General features: G+C 34.5%; 16 protein-coding genes. 10 read left to right on the top strand and 6 right to left on the bottom strand.

The window, feature by feature from the left end; all coding sequences use genetic code 11:
* Positions 1–352: 352 nt before the first annotated feature.
* The 4 genes from ACQKOF_RS20515 (at position 353) to lpdA (ending at position 3712) form a co-directional block, all read left to right on the top strand.
* Entirely contained in the window at positions 353–658 is a 306-nt protein-coding gene (locus ACQKOF_RS20515) for a hypothetical protein (RefSeq protein ID WP_427561084.1), read from the top strand.
* Between the two features lie 141 nt (positions 659–799).
* The gene (locus ACQKOF_RS20510; protein WP_427561082.1) at positions 800–1402 is read left to right on the top strand and encodes a TetR/AcrR family transcriptional regulator; all 603 of its coding nucleotides are present in this window, start codon (positions 800–802) and stop codon (positions 1400–1402) included.
* A gap of 56 nt (positions 1403–1458) precedes the next feature.
* The gene (locus tag ACQKOF_RS20505) at positions 1459–2331 is read left to right on the top strand and encodes an alpha/beta hydrolase (protein WP_427561080.1); all 873 of its coding nucleotides are present in this window, start codon (positions 1459–1461) and stop codon (positions 2329–2331) included.
* Entirely contained in the window at positions 2318–3712 is a 1395-nt protein-coding gene (lpdA, locus tag ACQKOF_RS20500; RefSeq protein ID WP_427561077.1) for a dihydrolipoyl dehydrogenase, read from the top strand. Before ACQKOF_RS20505 ends, lpdA begins: the two co-directional genes overlap by 14 nt.
* A gap of 328 nt (positions 3713–4040) precedes the next feature.
* Here the strand turns inward: lpdA and ACQKOF_RS20495 are convergent, their stop codons facing one another.
* Complete coding sequence (locus tag ACQKOF_RS20495; protein WP_427561074.1) at positions 4041–4451, bottom strand: GNAT family N-acetyltransferase; 411 nt, start codon at positions 4449–4451, stop codon at positions 4041–4043.
* A gap of 494 nt (positions 4452–4945) precedes the next feature.
* Here ACQKOF_RS20495 and ACQKOF_RS20490 point away from each other — a divergent pair, with 494 nt between their 5' ends.
* Positions 4946–5599, top strand: a complete 654-nt coding sequence (locus ACQKOF_RS20490; protein WP_427561071.1) for a DUF2306 domain-containing protein — start codon at positions 4946–4948, stop codon at positions 5597–5599.
* A gap of 1136 nt (positions 5600–6735) precedes the next feature.
* On the opposite strand, the gene ACQKOF_RS20485 is transcribed toward ACQKOF_RS20490, so the two are convergent.
* Complete coding sequence (locus ACQKOF_RS20485; RefSeq protein WP_427561068.1) at positions 6736–6885, bottom strand: YjcZ family sporulation protein; 150 nt, start codon at positions 6883–6885, stop codon at positions 6736–6738.
* Positions 6886–7628: 743 nt separating this feature from the next.
* Here ACQKOF_RS20485 and ACQKOF_RS20480 point away from each other — a divergent pair.
* Together ACQKOF_RS20480 and gdh are read left to right on the top strand one after the other, a co-directional pair.
* Positions 7629–8486: a GRP family sugar transporter gene (locus ACQKOF_RS20480; protein ID WP_370043271.1), complete on the top strand. Its 858-nt coding sequence runs from the start codon at positions 7629–7631 to the stop codon at positions 8484–8486.
* 15 nt (positions 8487–8501) lie between these two features.
* Complete coding sequence (gene gdh / locus ACQKOF_RS20475; RefSeq protein ID WP_427561064.1) at positions 8502–9287, top strand: glucose 1-dehydrogenase; 786 nt, start codon at positions 8502–8504, stop codon at positions 9285–9287.
* Between the two features lie 171 nt (positions 9288–9458).
* Here the strand turns inward: gdh and ACQKOF_RS20470 are convergent, their stop codons facing one another.
* The 3 genes from ACQKOF_RS20470 to ACQKOF_RS20460 are packed head-to-tail and all read right to left on the bottom strand — an operon-like array spanning position 9459 to position 10519.
* A complete protein-coding gene (locus tag ACQKOF_RS20470; protein WP_427561061.1) occupies positions 9459–9740 on the bottom strand; it encodes a hypothetical protein in 282 nt (93 codons plus the stop codon).
* A gap of 10 nt (positions 9741–9750) precedes the next feature.
* Entirely contained in the window at positions 9751–10140 is a 390-nt protein-coding gene (locus ACQKOF_RS20465; protein ID WP_370043274.1) for an SHOCT-like domain-containing protein, read from the bottom strand.
* Positions 10141–10153: 13 nt separating this feature from the next.
* Positions 10154–10519, bottom strand: a complete 366-nt coding sequence (locus tag ACQKOF_RS20460; protein WP_018393054.1) for a DUF2089 domain-containing protein — start codon at positions 10517–10519, stop codon at positions 10154–10156.
* 540 nt (positions 10520–11059) lie between these two features.
* Here ACQKOF_RS20460 and ACQKOF_RS20455 point away from each other — a divergent pair.
* A complete protein-coding gene (locus ACQKOF_RS20455; RefSeq protein WP_427561059.1) occupies positions 11060–11572 on the top strand; it encodes an N-acetyltransferase family protein in 513 nt (170 codons plus the stop codon).
* Between the two features lie 163 nt (positions 11573–11735).
* Here the strand turns inward: ACQKOF_RS20455 and yjcZ are convergent, their stop codons facing one another.
* Positions 11736–11861: a sporulation protein YjcZ gene (yjcZ, locus tag ACQKOF_RS20450; RefSeq protein ID WP_370043276.1), complete on the bottom strand. Its 126-nt coding sequence runs from the start codon at positions 11859–11861 to the stop codon at positions 11736–11738.
* A gap of 600 nt (positions 11862–12461) precedes the next feature.
* Here yjcZ and ACQKOF_RS20445 point away from each other — a divergent pair.
* Positions 12462–12998, top strand: a complete 537-nt coding sequence (locus ACQKOF_RS20445; protein ID WP_427561057.1) for a GNAT family N-acetyltransferase — start codon at positions 12462–12464, stop codon at positions 12996–12998.
* 146 nt (positions 12999–13144) lie between these two features.
* Positions 13145–13726: a DJ-1/PfpI family protein gene (locus ACQKOF_RS20440; RefSeq protein ID WP_427561054.1), complete on the top strand. Its 582-nt coding sequence runs from the start codon at positions 13145–13147 to the stop codon at positions 13724–13726.
* Positions 13727–13816 lie beyond the last annotated feature (90 nt).

Raw genomic sequence — 13816 nt, 5'->3', positions numbered from 1 at the left:
AAGGCACTTCCTGTTCAAAATCGAACAAGAAGTGCCTTATTTTTATCTGAGAAAGGTTCGCTTTTATGAAAACGTAAGTTTTTCAGTGCCCTCCTCAGAAATGGGTGGTTTTTTGTATTTGTTATTTCATAATCTATGGAAAACAAAGCTAACGGTGAACGTCCAGTTCCTTTCCGTTCGCTCCATATGCATGCGTAAATAGTTTAAATGCGACAGTCGAAAATAAACACAACACAGACATTTTTAAATCCGGAGAAAATATGGAATTCGAAAAAGAATAATTGGAAATCCTTGACTGTAATGAGATATTATGAATCTAAAGGACAAACGAAAGATTTAGGGGGATTATTTTTTGAAAAAGGCATTTAGTTTGCTATTTACAGTTCTTATATGCTGTAGTTTATTGTTTATGTGTAAAAGTGAAGTTAAAGCAACTTTTGTAGGTGTGATTGAAGAGGTGATAAACAATCGGGCAGCTTTTGTTTATGTAACTGAAGCTGAAAATGATGCGGTTTACGGAATTATTTATGTAAATCTAGCGAAGAATCCTGACGAAACATTTAAGATTGGTGATAAAGTAAAAGTCGGTTATGATGGAACAGTCCAATATACAGCACCAATGTGGGTTACTACACTTACTGTTGAATTAGTTGAGTAATATAATAGTACTATGTAACGTTATTGATTCCGGACGCAATCATGCCGAGGCATAATTGATTTTCTGTTAAATAGTTCTTGAATTTGTATTCAAATTCCTTTATATTAAAAGAGACTGAAGGGTATCTTTTTGGAGGTTTAAATGAAAAAAGGTGAATTAACAAGGCGCAATATTATTCAAAAATCTGCTATGATTTTTAACAAAAAAGGTTATATGACAACAACAATGAGTGACATTATTCAGGAAACAAATATTCAAAAGGGGGGGATATATCGACACTTTAAGGATAAAGAGCAGCTGATGGTCGAGTCTTTTCATTTTTCTACCGAAATAATGCAACATCATTTAAAGACGAGTGTTTCACAACACGAAAATGCAACGGACAAATTAATCGCATTTGTGGAGGCCTTTTTACAATTAAGTGAAGGAAAACCGATCGTAGGTGGGTGTCCTATTTTTAACGCAGCTATAGAAATGGATGATTTAGAAGAGAGTGCGTTACTGCCATCGATTAATGAAGCAATGGATATGATGATAAAGTGGATGATGAAAATTATAGAGGATGGAATTAAGCATCAAGAGTTGAAGCAGTCAGTACAGCCATACGACACTGCGATATATATTGTGTCAACACTTGAAGGTGGACTCGTATTAGATCGATTAAAGAATGATGGGCAATTAACAAAGATCATCATAAATAATTTGAGGCAATATATTTCAATGATTGCTACCGAGCGGCCATAAAGCCGTCTTTTTTACAATTTAAAAGAGACCGTTTGGTATCTTTTTGGGGGATTATTATGAAATATTTATTATTCGTTGCTTTCATAGCAATTATTTTATTTCTAAGGAGATATATCATTCTTCATATTTTTACACCGAAAATGAAAGAGGTTAAAAAATACCCGAATGCGACTTATGAAAACATTGAAATAGAACGAAGTACTGGGACAATTCGAGGGTGGCTTATTAAAAGCGAGAGGGCAAGAGGTTGCTTTCTGCTGATTCACGGATGGAGCTCTAATAAATCAGACATGTTACGTTATGTGGATCCCTTATTAGCTAGCGATTATGACGTAATAATTGTGGATGTTCTTGGTCATGGGCAAAGTGATTCAATACAAAAACAAGTGAGTATTGCATCGTTTGTCCAAAGCATAACATCAACGATTGATTATGTGTTGGAGAGGCCAGATATTAATAGTAATGCAATCTATGTTTTAGGGCATTCGATGGGGGGGATCGCTGCAAGTATTGTGAATTCCACAGATTTGAGGTTACAAGCACTTATTACTGATTCTATGCCTACATCATTAAAACGTATTAGCAAATCAATGGCTGAAAAAGTAACAATACCTTACATTCCTTTTGGGTGGCTATTTGTCAGTTGGTTTTTAATACGAGGAGGTGTTTTTATAAAAGCTAGGAGAGAATGGTGTCTAGAAAATATTTTAAAAAACCAACAGTCCCCAGCTCTAGCCATACATTCAATTGAGGATAAAAAAGTGCCGATTTCAAATGTGGATGTTCTAATAAATAATAGCAACTTTAAACAGGTAATTAAAGTTGTAACAAAAGGTCACCATAATTGTGTGAAAGATAATTTTTTTTGGGATAACGTTTTTCACTTTATAGCAAGCAATGAGGGGGAAGTAGTAGATGAAGTATATTGATACACTTGTGATTGGTGCAGGTCCAGGAGGATATGTGGCGGCTATTCGCGCTACTCAAATGAAGCAAAACGTAACAATTGTAGAGAGAGAGTATTTAGGAGGAGTTTGCTCAAATGTCGGTTGTATCCCATCTAAAGTGCTGATTTCAGTAGGTCACCGTTTTGAACAAGCAAAGCATTCAGATGATATGGGTGTTGTTGCACAAGAAGTAAAACTTGACTGGACAAAAGTGCAAGAATTCAAAAAAAGCGTAGTTTCTAAATTAGTAGGCGGTGTTGAAGGTCTATTAAAAGGCAACAAAATCGACATTGTGAAAGGTGAGGCATACTTCATAGACGCAAACACTGTACGTGTAATCAATGGCGACAACGCACAAACTTACACATTCAAAAATGCTATCCTTGCAACAGGTTCTCGACCGGTTGAAATTCCAACATTCAAATTCACTAAACGCGTAATCAACTCAACTGATGCACTTTCTTTATCAGAAGTACCGGAAAAATTAGTTGTCATTGGTGGGGGTTACATCGGTATTGAGCTAGGTTCTGCTTACGCTAACTTAGGCTCTCAAGTAACAATCATTGAAAGCAGCAAAGACATTTTAGCTGGATTTGAAAAGCAAATGACACAAGTTGTGAAAAAAGGCTTAAAGAAAAAAGGCGTAGAAGTTGTTGTTGACGCATCAGCTAAAGGTGTGGAAGAAAATGAAAACGGCGTAGTTGTAACGTATGAAGCTGGCGGAGAAGAAAAAACAATTGAAGCTAACTATGTATTAGTAACTGTAGGCCGTCTTCCAAATACAGATGAAATGGGACTTGAAGCAGTAGGCATCGAATTCGCAGAACGAGGTTTACTAAAAGTAGACAAACAATGCCGTACTTCAGTACCAAACATTTATGCAATTGGTGATATCGTACCTGGTCCACAGCTTGCTCATAAAGCATCTTATGAGGGTAAAGTAGCTGCAGAAGTAATCGCTGGTGAAAAATCAATCGTAGATTACTTAGCAATCCCAGCTGTATGCTTCACAGATCCAGAACTTGCAACTGTTGGTTACAATGAAGAGCAAGCAAAAGCAGAAGGGATCGAGGTGAAAGTAGCGAAATTCCCATTCGCAACAAACGGTCGTGCGCTTGCATTAAACCAAGCAGAAGGTTTCGTGAAGCTTGTTGCGCGTAAAGAAGATGGCATATTAATCGGTGCTCAAATTGTTGGTGCTGGTGCATCTGATATGATTGCTGAATTAAGTCTTGCGATCGAAGCGGGTATGACTGCAGAAGATATAGCATTAACAATCCATGCTCACCCAACTTTAGGTGAGATTACAATGGATGCTGCTGAGGTACTTATGGGGAGGCCAATTCATATTGTGAAAGCATAGTGGATATACTTCGAATACCGATATGATGAAACTATCTTATAGGTTTTTTATTTACTATAATTCATCGAATAAAGCACCTGCCTGAGCCTTTTGTTCGTGGGTAGGTGTTTACTTGATTACAGGTAAACGGTGTTGAAACACGATATCATTCTAGTGTTTGTACTTTTGATACAAAGCCATGTAAAAAGTGTATATGAGCGTCCCTATGAATATGTGATAGCATAACAAAAGGACTTGTGTGTATGAATACACACAAGTCCTAGAATATTGGATATATCAAACTTCATTTATTGTTTCGTCGGATTAAATGTGTAACATTCGCACACCATTAATTCATTTTTGCAAAAGCTACAAGTGTTCCTTTGTCACAAGATTGGAAACCGTTCTTTTCATAAAAATGACGGACATCAGGGGCTTCTTCTGTTAATAGAACCTTTTGGCGAACATCTTTAAATTTTTCTAAAATATGATTCATCATATCAGTCGCGATGCCTCGATTTTGATGGCTATTCAATACTAAAATATCCTGTATATAAAGGATTGTAAGACCATCACCCACAACTCTTGTTAAACCAATTAATTGATCATTTTCCCATGAAGATAATACATAGATAGAGTTTAACAATGCTTGCTGTAATTGGTCTAAATTTTTTGTATATGCATACCATTCTACATTCTCATACAGTGCCTTTAAATCGTTCTTATCAATATACTTTTCTTCTTTAAATACAATTGTCATTTTACTTCCTCCTCAAAATTTTATTTTGAAGAGTGTGAACGTAATTTATCCACTGCCTTATACCTCCTTTCAAACTACTTCAACGTTCTTGAATGAGTTATTTGAATTATACCAAAATTATAAATATACAGCAACTCTACAACTCTTTAATCCTACTTATGATAATTCTTTCAATGAACATTAGAACACTAAACCGACCCAATTTATGTGTCATATTGTGGGGGGGAGAAGGGCATGGCAATCTAAGAAATATCAAAAGATTCTATAGGGTTCAAATTTCATTTAAAACATAAAACCTCTTACGCACATTTTTTTACCACTTATTAGGTGGAAAGGGGATGTCATAAAATTAAATGTTACAGTATGGACAGGAAAGAAATCATACATAACAAAATAAGCACAAATTAAATAGCATATAGGTGTAGAAGTAGTGAGGGTATTCTTTTATGTAAGAAGAACGCAAAAGCCGACAATAAAAAATAGGAGGTAGAAAGATGCATAAAAAAACTTGGCTTATATTTAGTTGTTTAGCTATTTTAATATCTGGTTATGCCGTTGTTCAATATTTTTTCATGGATGCGCATCAAGCAGGGTTCGTTAAATTGAAGCTTTTGTTAAATTCAACATTGAGTTCGTTTTGGTACATAATGCTTTATTTGCATATTGTATTTAGTATAGTAGCTTTAGTTATTGGTCCCTTTACATTATTTTCGAGATTTAGAGAAAAAAATATTAAACGTCATCGTATGATCGGGAAAATTTATATGATAGGTATTTTATTAGGCGGTGTTTCGGGGCTTTATTTAGCCTTTTATGCTACTGGAGGTTTGATGTCTCAGTTGGGGTTTGGTTTCTTATCTATATTTTGGCTGATAACAGCATTTCAAGCTCTTATTAAAATTAAATATAAAAAAGTTCTTGATCATCAAAAGTGGATGATAAGAAATTATTCTTTAACCTTTGCAGCTGTCACATTAAGAATTTGGCTAGTCTTGTTTACTGTACTGTTTGGATTTGAACATTTTAATATTAGCTACTCTATAATCGCTTGGTTATGTTGGGTACCCAATTTAATCGTTGCAGAATGGTTTATACAACGAAAACTTAATATGATGAAGCATCAGGAAAATGCGAATTTACAATTTTAACTTCTTTCAGCAAATGTTTTTTGTAGCGAAAGCAAAGCGTGGAGGGAGTGGCTAGACGCTTGCCGGCAGTGGAAGTCAATAAAATTTGTCTGATGCTCCAATTTCAAGAACACAAAAAACATCCATTGTGTTTTATAACTAGCTAAAAAAATGAAATAAACCAGCTCAATTTATACGTATTAGATTGAACATAGGAAAAATAGTTGGAATGGTGATTGTTCTTTTGTTTGTAGGTATGAAGAGGAGGCAATTTGACTAGCATATAGGCATTTGCGTAGACTGTTAATGCTTTTATAGCATAACCTATATCGAAATCGAAAGGAGGAAAAATTATGCGATACGATTACAGACATGATGGTTATGGAGGACAACATGGTGGGAGACATCCATATTACCCGGTTACTTCTCCAACCCATTTTTATCCGACTCAACACTATCCAACCCACCATTATCCAACCCACCATTACTACCCAATGCATTACTACCCAACACATACATCATATCCAACCCACCATCGCCATCCGCACCACCACCATCACCAGAACCCACGCTATTATTAATATACCTATTAAAAAAGAAACGACAATATCTTTATAAAAGTCGGTCGTTCCAGTTCATATAAATTTCATATAAATAATTATTTTAGCTGGGAACAAATGGCTTGCTTTACCTAATAAAAGTGTAAAAAGATGATTAAATAAACTTACAATATCCAGAAGCGACTATTTTTCATGAAGGTTTATATATAGAAAGGGTCATCGGAGGAAAGTGATCCTTGACTTATAATTTTTGGAGGTAGGGATAACTTAGTTTTCCTATAAATGAGCATCAAAGCGTATTATTGGTATTATTTATTAATAACATGAAGCTAGTGCCGACAATACTTATGGGTAAAAACTATAAGATATTAAGAAAGAATTATTGTTGGTACTAGTTTATGATAAGATTTCATTTGATGTTTTGTTGGAAAATTTTAAAGAGGGCTGGGCAAGGTCATATTCTAAAGGGCGGCGTACTATCTCATTACTTAAAAAAGGTCACTCTATGGAAGTGACCTTGAATGAACTGGTGTAAGACAAAAAATTTCGCCCAGTTTATTAATTTCTAATAGCTACAAAGAGTTTTTCTTATAAAGATTAATATATGAAAGTAGCGCCGACAATAATTAATAGAATGAACAGAACAACAATTAGAACAAATGTTGAACCGTTATTGCCACCTCCATAGCTATAACCTCCGTAGTAACAATTGTTGTTGTAATTGCCCACATTTCCGAAGCATCCCATGAAATATTCCTCCTTTCTACACCTATAATATGTATCGTTATAGAAAGTGAGAAAGGTGTTTATCCAACAAAAAGTACTTTAGAATTAGAAATTTTGGAAAATAATTAATACCTTAACGTACTTTGAGAAATGAAAAAGGGCCACTGTATGGAAGTGACCCTTAGTAACAATTCAAGGCGGTGTAAGCTAAAAAATTAGCTTAATATATATTATGATAAGATCACTACTTTTGTAGAGTGGAATGTCTTAGTAAAGAATTTATAAATAATATAAAATACCTTCAATCAGTGATTTAACTTATTTTAGCAAATGTCCTTTGTACCGAAAGCGTAGCGACAGGTACAGAAGTCTCCCGCCTCTATATGTGGTGAGATGAATGCGATTTTAAGTCACTTTTCAGCGGGTGTCCAAACATCCGCTGAAAGAAGTTAAAGCCTCCGGCAGATGTCACGGAAATCGGAAAGAAGTTCTTTGTGCAAGCACAAAGTCGATTCCGGACGCAATTATGCCGAGGCATAATTGATATATTTAGGACCAAGATAGCTAAATTGCCGTCTTGGTTATTTTGTGTTACGAAAGTGAAAATTCTACATAATAAATTCAATCAACTTAAAAAGTGATTTTAAACTAAAAGTATAAAAAATTTCCCTTGGTGCATCATAAAAAAGTATTATGGATGTTTTGTATCGATTGACAGTAAGTAGAATGAAATAAAGGATTTAGAGAGGTGAAAGGTTTAAGAAATGGACATCATCCTAGCAATATTACCAGCTCTCTTTTGGGGAAGTATTGTATTATTTAACGTCAAACTCGGTGGTGGACCCTATAGTCAAGTACTTGGAACAACATTTGGTGCACTTATTTTCTCTATAGGTGTTTACTTCTTTGTAAAGCCTGAGTTATCACCTATTGTGATTGGAGTCGGAATTGTATCAGGCCTTTTTTGGGCATTGGGGCAAGTAAACCAATTGAAAAGTATTGATTTAATAGGTGTTTCCAAAACAATGCCCATTTCGACAGGGCTACAATTGGTAGCAACAACTTTATTTGGAGTAATCGTCTTTCATGAATGGTCGACAATGATGTCGGTTATATTAGGTGTTCTTGCACTTATTAGTATCATTGTGGGTATCGTTCTTACATCTCTTCCAAATCCTGAAGAGAAACAAAAAGAACACGGAAGCAATTTGAAAAAAGGAATTTTAATTTTACTTGTTTCAACTTTTGGATATTTAGTTTATGTGGTTGTTATACGTTTATTTAACGTAAGTGGATGGTCTGCTTTATTGCCACAAGCATTGGGGATGGTAATAGGTGGGGTTTTATTAACATTTAAGCATAAACCATTTAATAAATATGCATTTCGAAATATTATCCCAGGTTTGATCTGGGCTGCCGGAAACATGTTTTTATTTATATCTCAGCCACGTGTAGGAGTCGCAACCAGTTTTTCTCTTTCCCAAATGGGGATAGTCATCGCTACTTTAGGTGGAATTTTTATATTAGGTGAGAAAAAAACAAAAAAGCAACTCATAGCAATTATCATTGGGATTGTTTTTATAGTAGCTGCTGGAATAATGTTAGGGATTGCGAAAAGATAAAAAGGAGGGCCTTGTATGTATCCAGATTTAGAAGGAAAAGTTGTTGTGATTACAGGTGCTGCAACGGGACTAGGTAAAGCGATGGGCATTCGCTTTGGAGCAGAAAAAGCGAAAGTAGTGATTAATTATCGTTCAAATGAAGCGGATGTAAATGCTGTAGTGGAAGAGGTTAAAAAAGCTGGTGGGGAGGCCATAGCTGTACAAGGTGATGTTACAGTTGAAGCGGATGTCATCAATCTTGTTCAGACAGCTGTAAAACAGTTTGGGACCCTCGATGTCATGATTAATAATGCAGGGATAGAAAATCCAGTAGCTTCTCATGAAATGCCGTTAAGTGATTGGAATAGAGTGATCAATACAAATTTAACGGGTGCGTTTTTAGGAAGTCGAGAAGCCATTAAATATTACGTAGAAAATGATATTAAAGGTACAGTAATCAATATGTCCAGTGTTCACCAGGTAATCCCTTGGCCGTTGTTTGTGCATTATGCCGCTAGTAAAGGGGGCATTAAGTTAATGACAGAAACATTAGCGTTAGAATATGCTCCAAAGGGAATTCGTGTCAATAATATCGGACCCGGAGCGATCAATACGCCAATAAATGCTGAAAAATTTGCAGATCCAGCAAAACGGGCAGATGTGGAAAGTATGGTTCCAATGGGGTATATCGGAAAACCAGAAGAAATTGCCGCAGTCGCAGTATGGCTTGCTTCTTCACAGGCTAGTTATGTAACAGGAACTACTCTATTTGCGGATGGTGGAATGACTTTATATCCTGAATTCCAAGCTGGTCGTGGATAAGTAAAGGTGTTAGCTAATGACTAGGACTCATTTTTAATGTTTACAAACAAGCATAACCCGGTCCTAAAGAACGGGGTATGCTTGTTTGAGCTTCTTTTAATTTTTTGTAAGTTGGAAATTAGGCTTTTTCTACAAAATGCCAGTCCAGTGGTCGGTGTATTTTATCATATACTATAGTTTAACTTTAACCTCAGTTCCGTCCTTAGCTTTGACATCTACTAACACGATACCCTTATAATTTCTCAGTTCCTTGACAATAGGCTTTAGCGTTTTTTTGTCTATTAGTGGAAAAGTAAAGTCCAGTTTTTTTCTTTCGAACTGCTCTTTTGTCCATTTATTTATATTTCGCTGTAAAAATTTCGAAGACAAAATTGAAATCGCAATGTTTAAAAAAGTATATGGAATTGGGATTGTAAACCGAACGTCTTTTGCTTTCACTTTTACATGCATCATAAGCTAATCACTATTCAATGATGACCGAAACGGTATCCCCGTTTGCCGATTTAATATCAACAATTTGACCATCTAATTCGTTTTCGATTGCTTCAATAATAAGGTTTATGTCTATATCTTTAACGTATTTTTCCGATTGAGGAATACTCGCTGCGATGCTGTGTCCAGCCATTAATACTACCTTGACAAGTTTTAAAGGCAAATTGACTGTGACGTTATCATTTTCGGCTGATACAACACGAATTTTTAAAGTTTTATCTAAATATTTAGTTGGTTCTTCAGAAAGCATATTACCTGTTTCTTCTTTCTCTTTTAATACTTGAATCAGTTCGGATGCCTTATCTGCATCAATCTTTCCTTCTTGAACCATTGTTAACACTCTTGAAATTTCCTCTTTCATGATAAATTCCTCCCTATTCCTCTTTTAAGAGCTTAATCGCTTCTTCTGGTGTGATTTCGCCATTTTCCAACATAGTGACAACTTTTTTCTCGTCTACTTCATTTTTCTTCTTCTGCACATATCCGAGGGATGAAATGATGTCTGTTAGCTTGCCTCGAACTGTTGGATACGAAATCCCCAGTTCCTTTTCAACTTCTTTAATATTCCCTCGGCATGTTAAAAATACTTCCACAAAATGAAGCTGATCCTTTGATAAGGATGCCAGCTTAGATAATTCAAACTCATTTTCAATCGTAGTGTGACAATGAGAACACTGTAACTTTGTAATTTTCAATGTTTTACTGCAGACAGGGCAATTTGTGATTACTTTATAAGCCATAATGAAATCCCTTCCTTTTAGTTGATTCGATTATATAACGAGGAATTGAAAATGTAAATAATAAAAATTAAATTTATTGAATGTGAAAATCAATAATGTTAATTCTGTGTTTAATATTATTAATCATTAGTTTTCGTTATTCATTCAAGTATTCTATTTACAATAATGATTGGGGATTTGAAAATGAATCGTTTGACTATGTCGTTGTAAGTTTAATCCTTCCGCTAGTACCTGATGCAACTAAATGTTTTCAAGAGATGACAATATTCATAAGAAGAATAGGGTGGAATAAGTTAAATGCACTTAGAGGAAGCATATCCAGACGATAAAGTGGAAAACGACATATGATGATACAAAGTTCATATTAAATAGTACTTGGTATAGTGAAAGTAAGTCTCCATTCATCTTAGAGTCTACTAAAAAATAGGGAAATAAAAAACCCAACTCATTAGAGCATCGTGAAAAAAGAGCTATCACTTCCATAACTGGAATATCATACTATAATCCATTGTTTGTCTGTATAATAAGAGGAGAAATTTCTTGATTTTTGTAAAGTATGGATATGAGGGGGCTAAAATGATGACAATCGAGGTTTGTATCGCAACAGAGGAAGATTATTTTGCTGTGAATGAGATAGTAAAAGAAGGGCATGAAGAGCATGTGATGGAGGAACCAACGATATTTAAAAGTGTGGAGTCTGTAATGCCCGAATCCTATTATAAAGAATTATTGAACAACGAAGAGAGTGATATTCTAATAGCGAAGGAAGATGAAATTGTAGTGGGTTTTACAGTCATAAGTGTTGAAGCTTCTTCACCTTTCGAGTCGCTTGTTCAACGGAAATATGCTTACATACACGATTTTGGTGTAAAAGTAGATTTACAAAGAAAAGGAATTGGAAAAATGTTATTTAATGCTTGTATAACTTGGGCTAAAGAAAAGGAAGTTGACTCAGTCGAATTAAATGTTTGGGAATTTAATACGAAAGCAATTGATTTTTATAAACATTTTGATATGAAAAGCGTAAGTAGAAAAATGAAATTAAATATCTAACGAAGTATCTTGAAATGAAGAGGCGGGATAGTGAAATAAAGTATTAACGAAATATAAACATGAAAAAAGGACTTCCGTTAATATACGCAAGCCCTAGAATGGAGTCCAAACATATCATCTATGATCAGGTAGCCCTTTCTATATCTTGAGCATTTGGAAATTACTACACACCGCTCCATACTAAAGTTCTTAATAAATAAAACAAGCCAAGACCGGCAATAATCAAAAGAACGAATAAAACAATAGCAAAGGCAAAATTCGTACCTGTTCCATAAGCAGGATAACTCAAAACAGTTTTCCTCCTTTCTAAAATTTATAGCAGGATTAGATAGAAAGAAAAGGTAGTATGATTTTATAAAAAGCTGTAGCATTACGCCACAATCTTTAACTTCTTTCAGCGGATGTCACAGAATCGGAAAGGAGTGCTTTGTGCAAGCACAAAGCCGTTTTCCGACGCAATTATGCCGAGGCATAATTGATTGTATATTTACTTTTTATAATACTTTTATCTTTATACTATGTTGTACAAAGTAAAGAATTCAGGGCAATTACCTTAAGAATGGGGATTTAACCCTGAATTATTGATAAATTGATTCAGCACTGTAAGTTGGTAATGACAATTTGTTAAAAGTTGATTGGAAAAGACCATTACATTCCAAATATACCGTCTAAACAAAGGACTCGAACTCACTTTATGAATGAGTGCCAGGTCTTTTTCTATTTCTAAAAATAATAAAGATCTATAAAATTAATGATTTCTTATTATTTATAATGCCAAAAGAGAAATGAGGGAATGATAATGAAGCTTCAGCCACAAATTAGTAATGCAACTCTTCCTCTTTTAAGATAGAATCTAACATATACCTTATTTGGAAGTGGAGTGAAGAAGATGTTTCCTATTTTAGATACTGAACGATTAGTGTTAAGAGAACTTACTGAACATGACGCCCAAGATGTTTTAAATTGCTTTTCTAATGCAGATGTATTACGCCATTATGGGCAGAATCCATTAACAAGTTTAGAGCAGGTTAAACAAATAATTAAAAATTTTTCAAAGAATTATGATGAAAAACGTGGGATTAAATGGGGAATTTCATTAAAAGGCCAAGAAGGTATTATTGGTACGATTGGTTTTCAAGAGTGGTCCACTGAGCATAAAAGAGCTGACATCAGCTATGCACTTTTTCCTAAGAGCTGGGGAAAGGGGTATGCAGAGGAGGCCGTTAATAGAGTGATATCATTTGGTTTTCAAGAGATGGATTTAATGCGTATTGGAGCTATTGTCTTTACTGAAAATGAAGCTTCAAACAAACTATTAACAAAATTAGGATTTGAAAAAGAAGGGATATTAAAAAATTATATGCACCAAAATGGTGTTCCATATGATACTAATATTTTTTCTTTAATAAAAGTTAAAACATCATAAAATGCCAAGACCAAGATAGTTCAATTACTTTCTTGGTTTTTTAGTTAAAACGATGAAATAAAAGGAATTCTCTTTAAACTCCCTTATTATCCCTTAAATTGATATGATAGTAATGTTTTGACAATAAAATGATGGAGGATAAGGAAATGAAAATTGCAATTGTTTGTTTTGATGATTTCACAGATATAGATGTTTTTTTACCATGGGATTTATTAAATCGTGTACGTTTAGTGGGTAATATTTCAGATTGGGAAGTCCAACTATTGGGAACAGAAAAAACACATGTATCTATGTCAGGCTTACGAATTCCGATGACAGGAAACCTATCTGATATCCCTTCTGCTGACGCTGTAATATTTGCTAGTGGAAAGGGTGTACAAGATTTATATAAAAATCAAGAATATCTTAATAAAATTCATTTAGATCCAAAAAGACAATTAATAGGTTCTATGTGTTCAGGTGCGCTACTACTAGGAGCAAAAAATTTATTAACTGGTAAAAAAGCTACAACATATCCATCTGTAGTAGAGCAACTTAAAGAATTTGGTGTAGATGTAATTGAACAAAGTTTCGTCAACGAAGGAAATATTTCGACTGCTGCGGGATGTTATGCTGCGCAAAATTTAGTAGCTTGGATAATAAGAAATCTAGTTAATGGAAAAATGGTTGATATTGTACTAGAAACTGTTCAGCCAGTGGGTAAGGGTTTATATTTCCAAACAAATTGAATTGGAAAATTGGAAAAAGTAATCGAATATTTTAGTGTTATACCTGTTTCTACAACAAACAACGATCTAGTACCTATATACGCTAAAGAA

The organism is Lysinibacillus sp. NPDC093190 (genome assembly GCF_050280425.1).
Taxonomy (GTDB): Bacteria; Bacillota; Bacilli; order Bacillales_A; family Planococcaceae; genus Lysinibacillus.
The sequence above is the reverse complement of the archived record's forward strand: the minus strand, read 5'-3'. Positions and strand labels throughout refer to the sequence as shown.

Excerpts from the sequence above, each read along its gene's own strand:
- ACQKOF_RS20510 (WP_427561082.1), top strand. The coding sequence starts at position 800 with ATGAAAAAAGGTGAATTAACAAGGCGCAATATTATTCAAAAATCTGCT.
- ACQKOF_RS20505 (WP_427561080.1), top strand. The coding sequence starts at position 1,459 with ATGAAATATTTATTATTCGTTGCTTTCATAGCAATTATTTTATTTCTA.
- lpdA (WP_427561077.1), top strand. The coding sequence starts at position 2,318 with ATGAAGTATATTGATACACTTGTGATTGGTGCAGGTCCAGGAGGATAT.
- ACQKOF_RS20495 (WP_427561074.1), bottom strand. The coding sequence starts at position 4,451 with ATGACAATTGTATTTAAAGAAGAAAAGTATATTGATAAGAACGATTTA.
- ACQKOF_RS20490 (WP_427561071.1), top strand. The coding sequence starts at position 4,946 with ATGCATAAAAAAACTTGGCTTATATTTAGTTGTTTAGCTATTTTAATA.
- ACQKOF_RS20485 (WP_427561068.1), bottom strand. The coding sequence starts at position 6,885 with ATGGGATGCTTCGGAAATGTGGGCAATTACAACAACAATTGTTACTAC.
- ACQKOF_RS20480 (WP_370043271.1), top strand. The coding sequence starts at position 7,629 with ATGGACATCATCCTAGCAATATTACCAGCTCTCTTTTGGGGAAGTATT.
- gdh (WP_427561064.1), top strand. The coding sequence starts at position 8,502 with ATGTATCCAGATTTAGAAGGAAAAGTTGTTGTGATTACAGGTGCTGCA.
- ACQKOF_RS20470 (WP_427561061.1), bottom strand. The coding sequence starts at position 9,740 with ATGATGCATGTAAAAGTGAAAGCAAAAGACGTTCGGTTTACAATCCCA.
- ACQKOF_RS20465 (WP_370043274.1), bottom strand. The coding sequence starts at position 10,140 with ATGAAAGAGGAAATTTCAAGAGTGTTAACAATGGTTCAAGAAGGAAAG.
- ACQKOF_RS20460 (WP_018393054.1), bottom strand. The coding sequence starts at position 10,519 with ATGGCTTATAAAGTAATCACAAATTGCCCTGTCTGCAGTAAAACATTG.
- ACQKOF_RS20445 (WP_427561057.1), top strand. The coding sequence starts at position 12,462 with ATGTTTCCTATTTTAGATACTGAACGATTAGTGTTAAGAGAACTTACT.
- ACQKOF_RS20440 (WP_427561054.1), top strand. The coding sequence starts at position 13,145 with ATGAAAATTGCAATTGTTTGTTTTGATGATTTCACAGATATAGATGTT.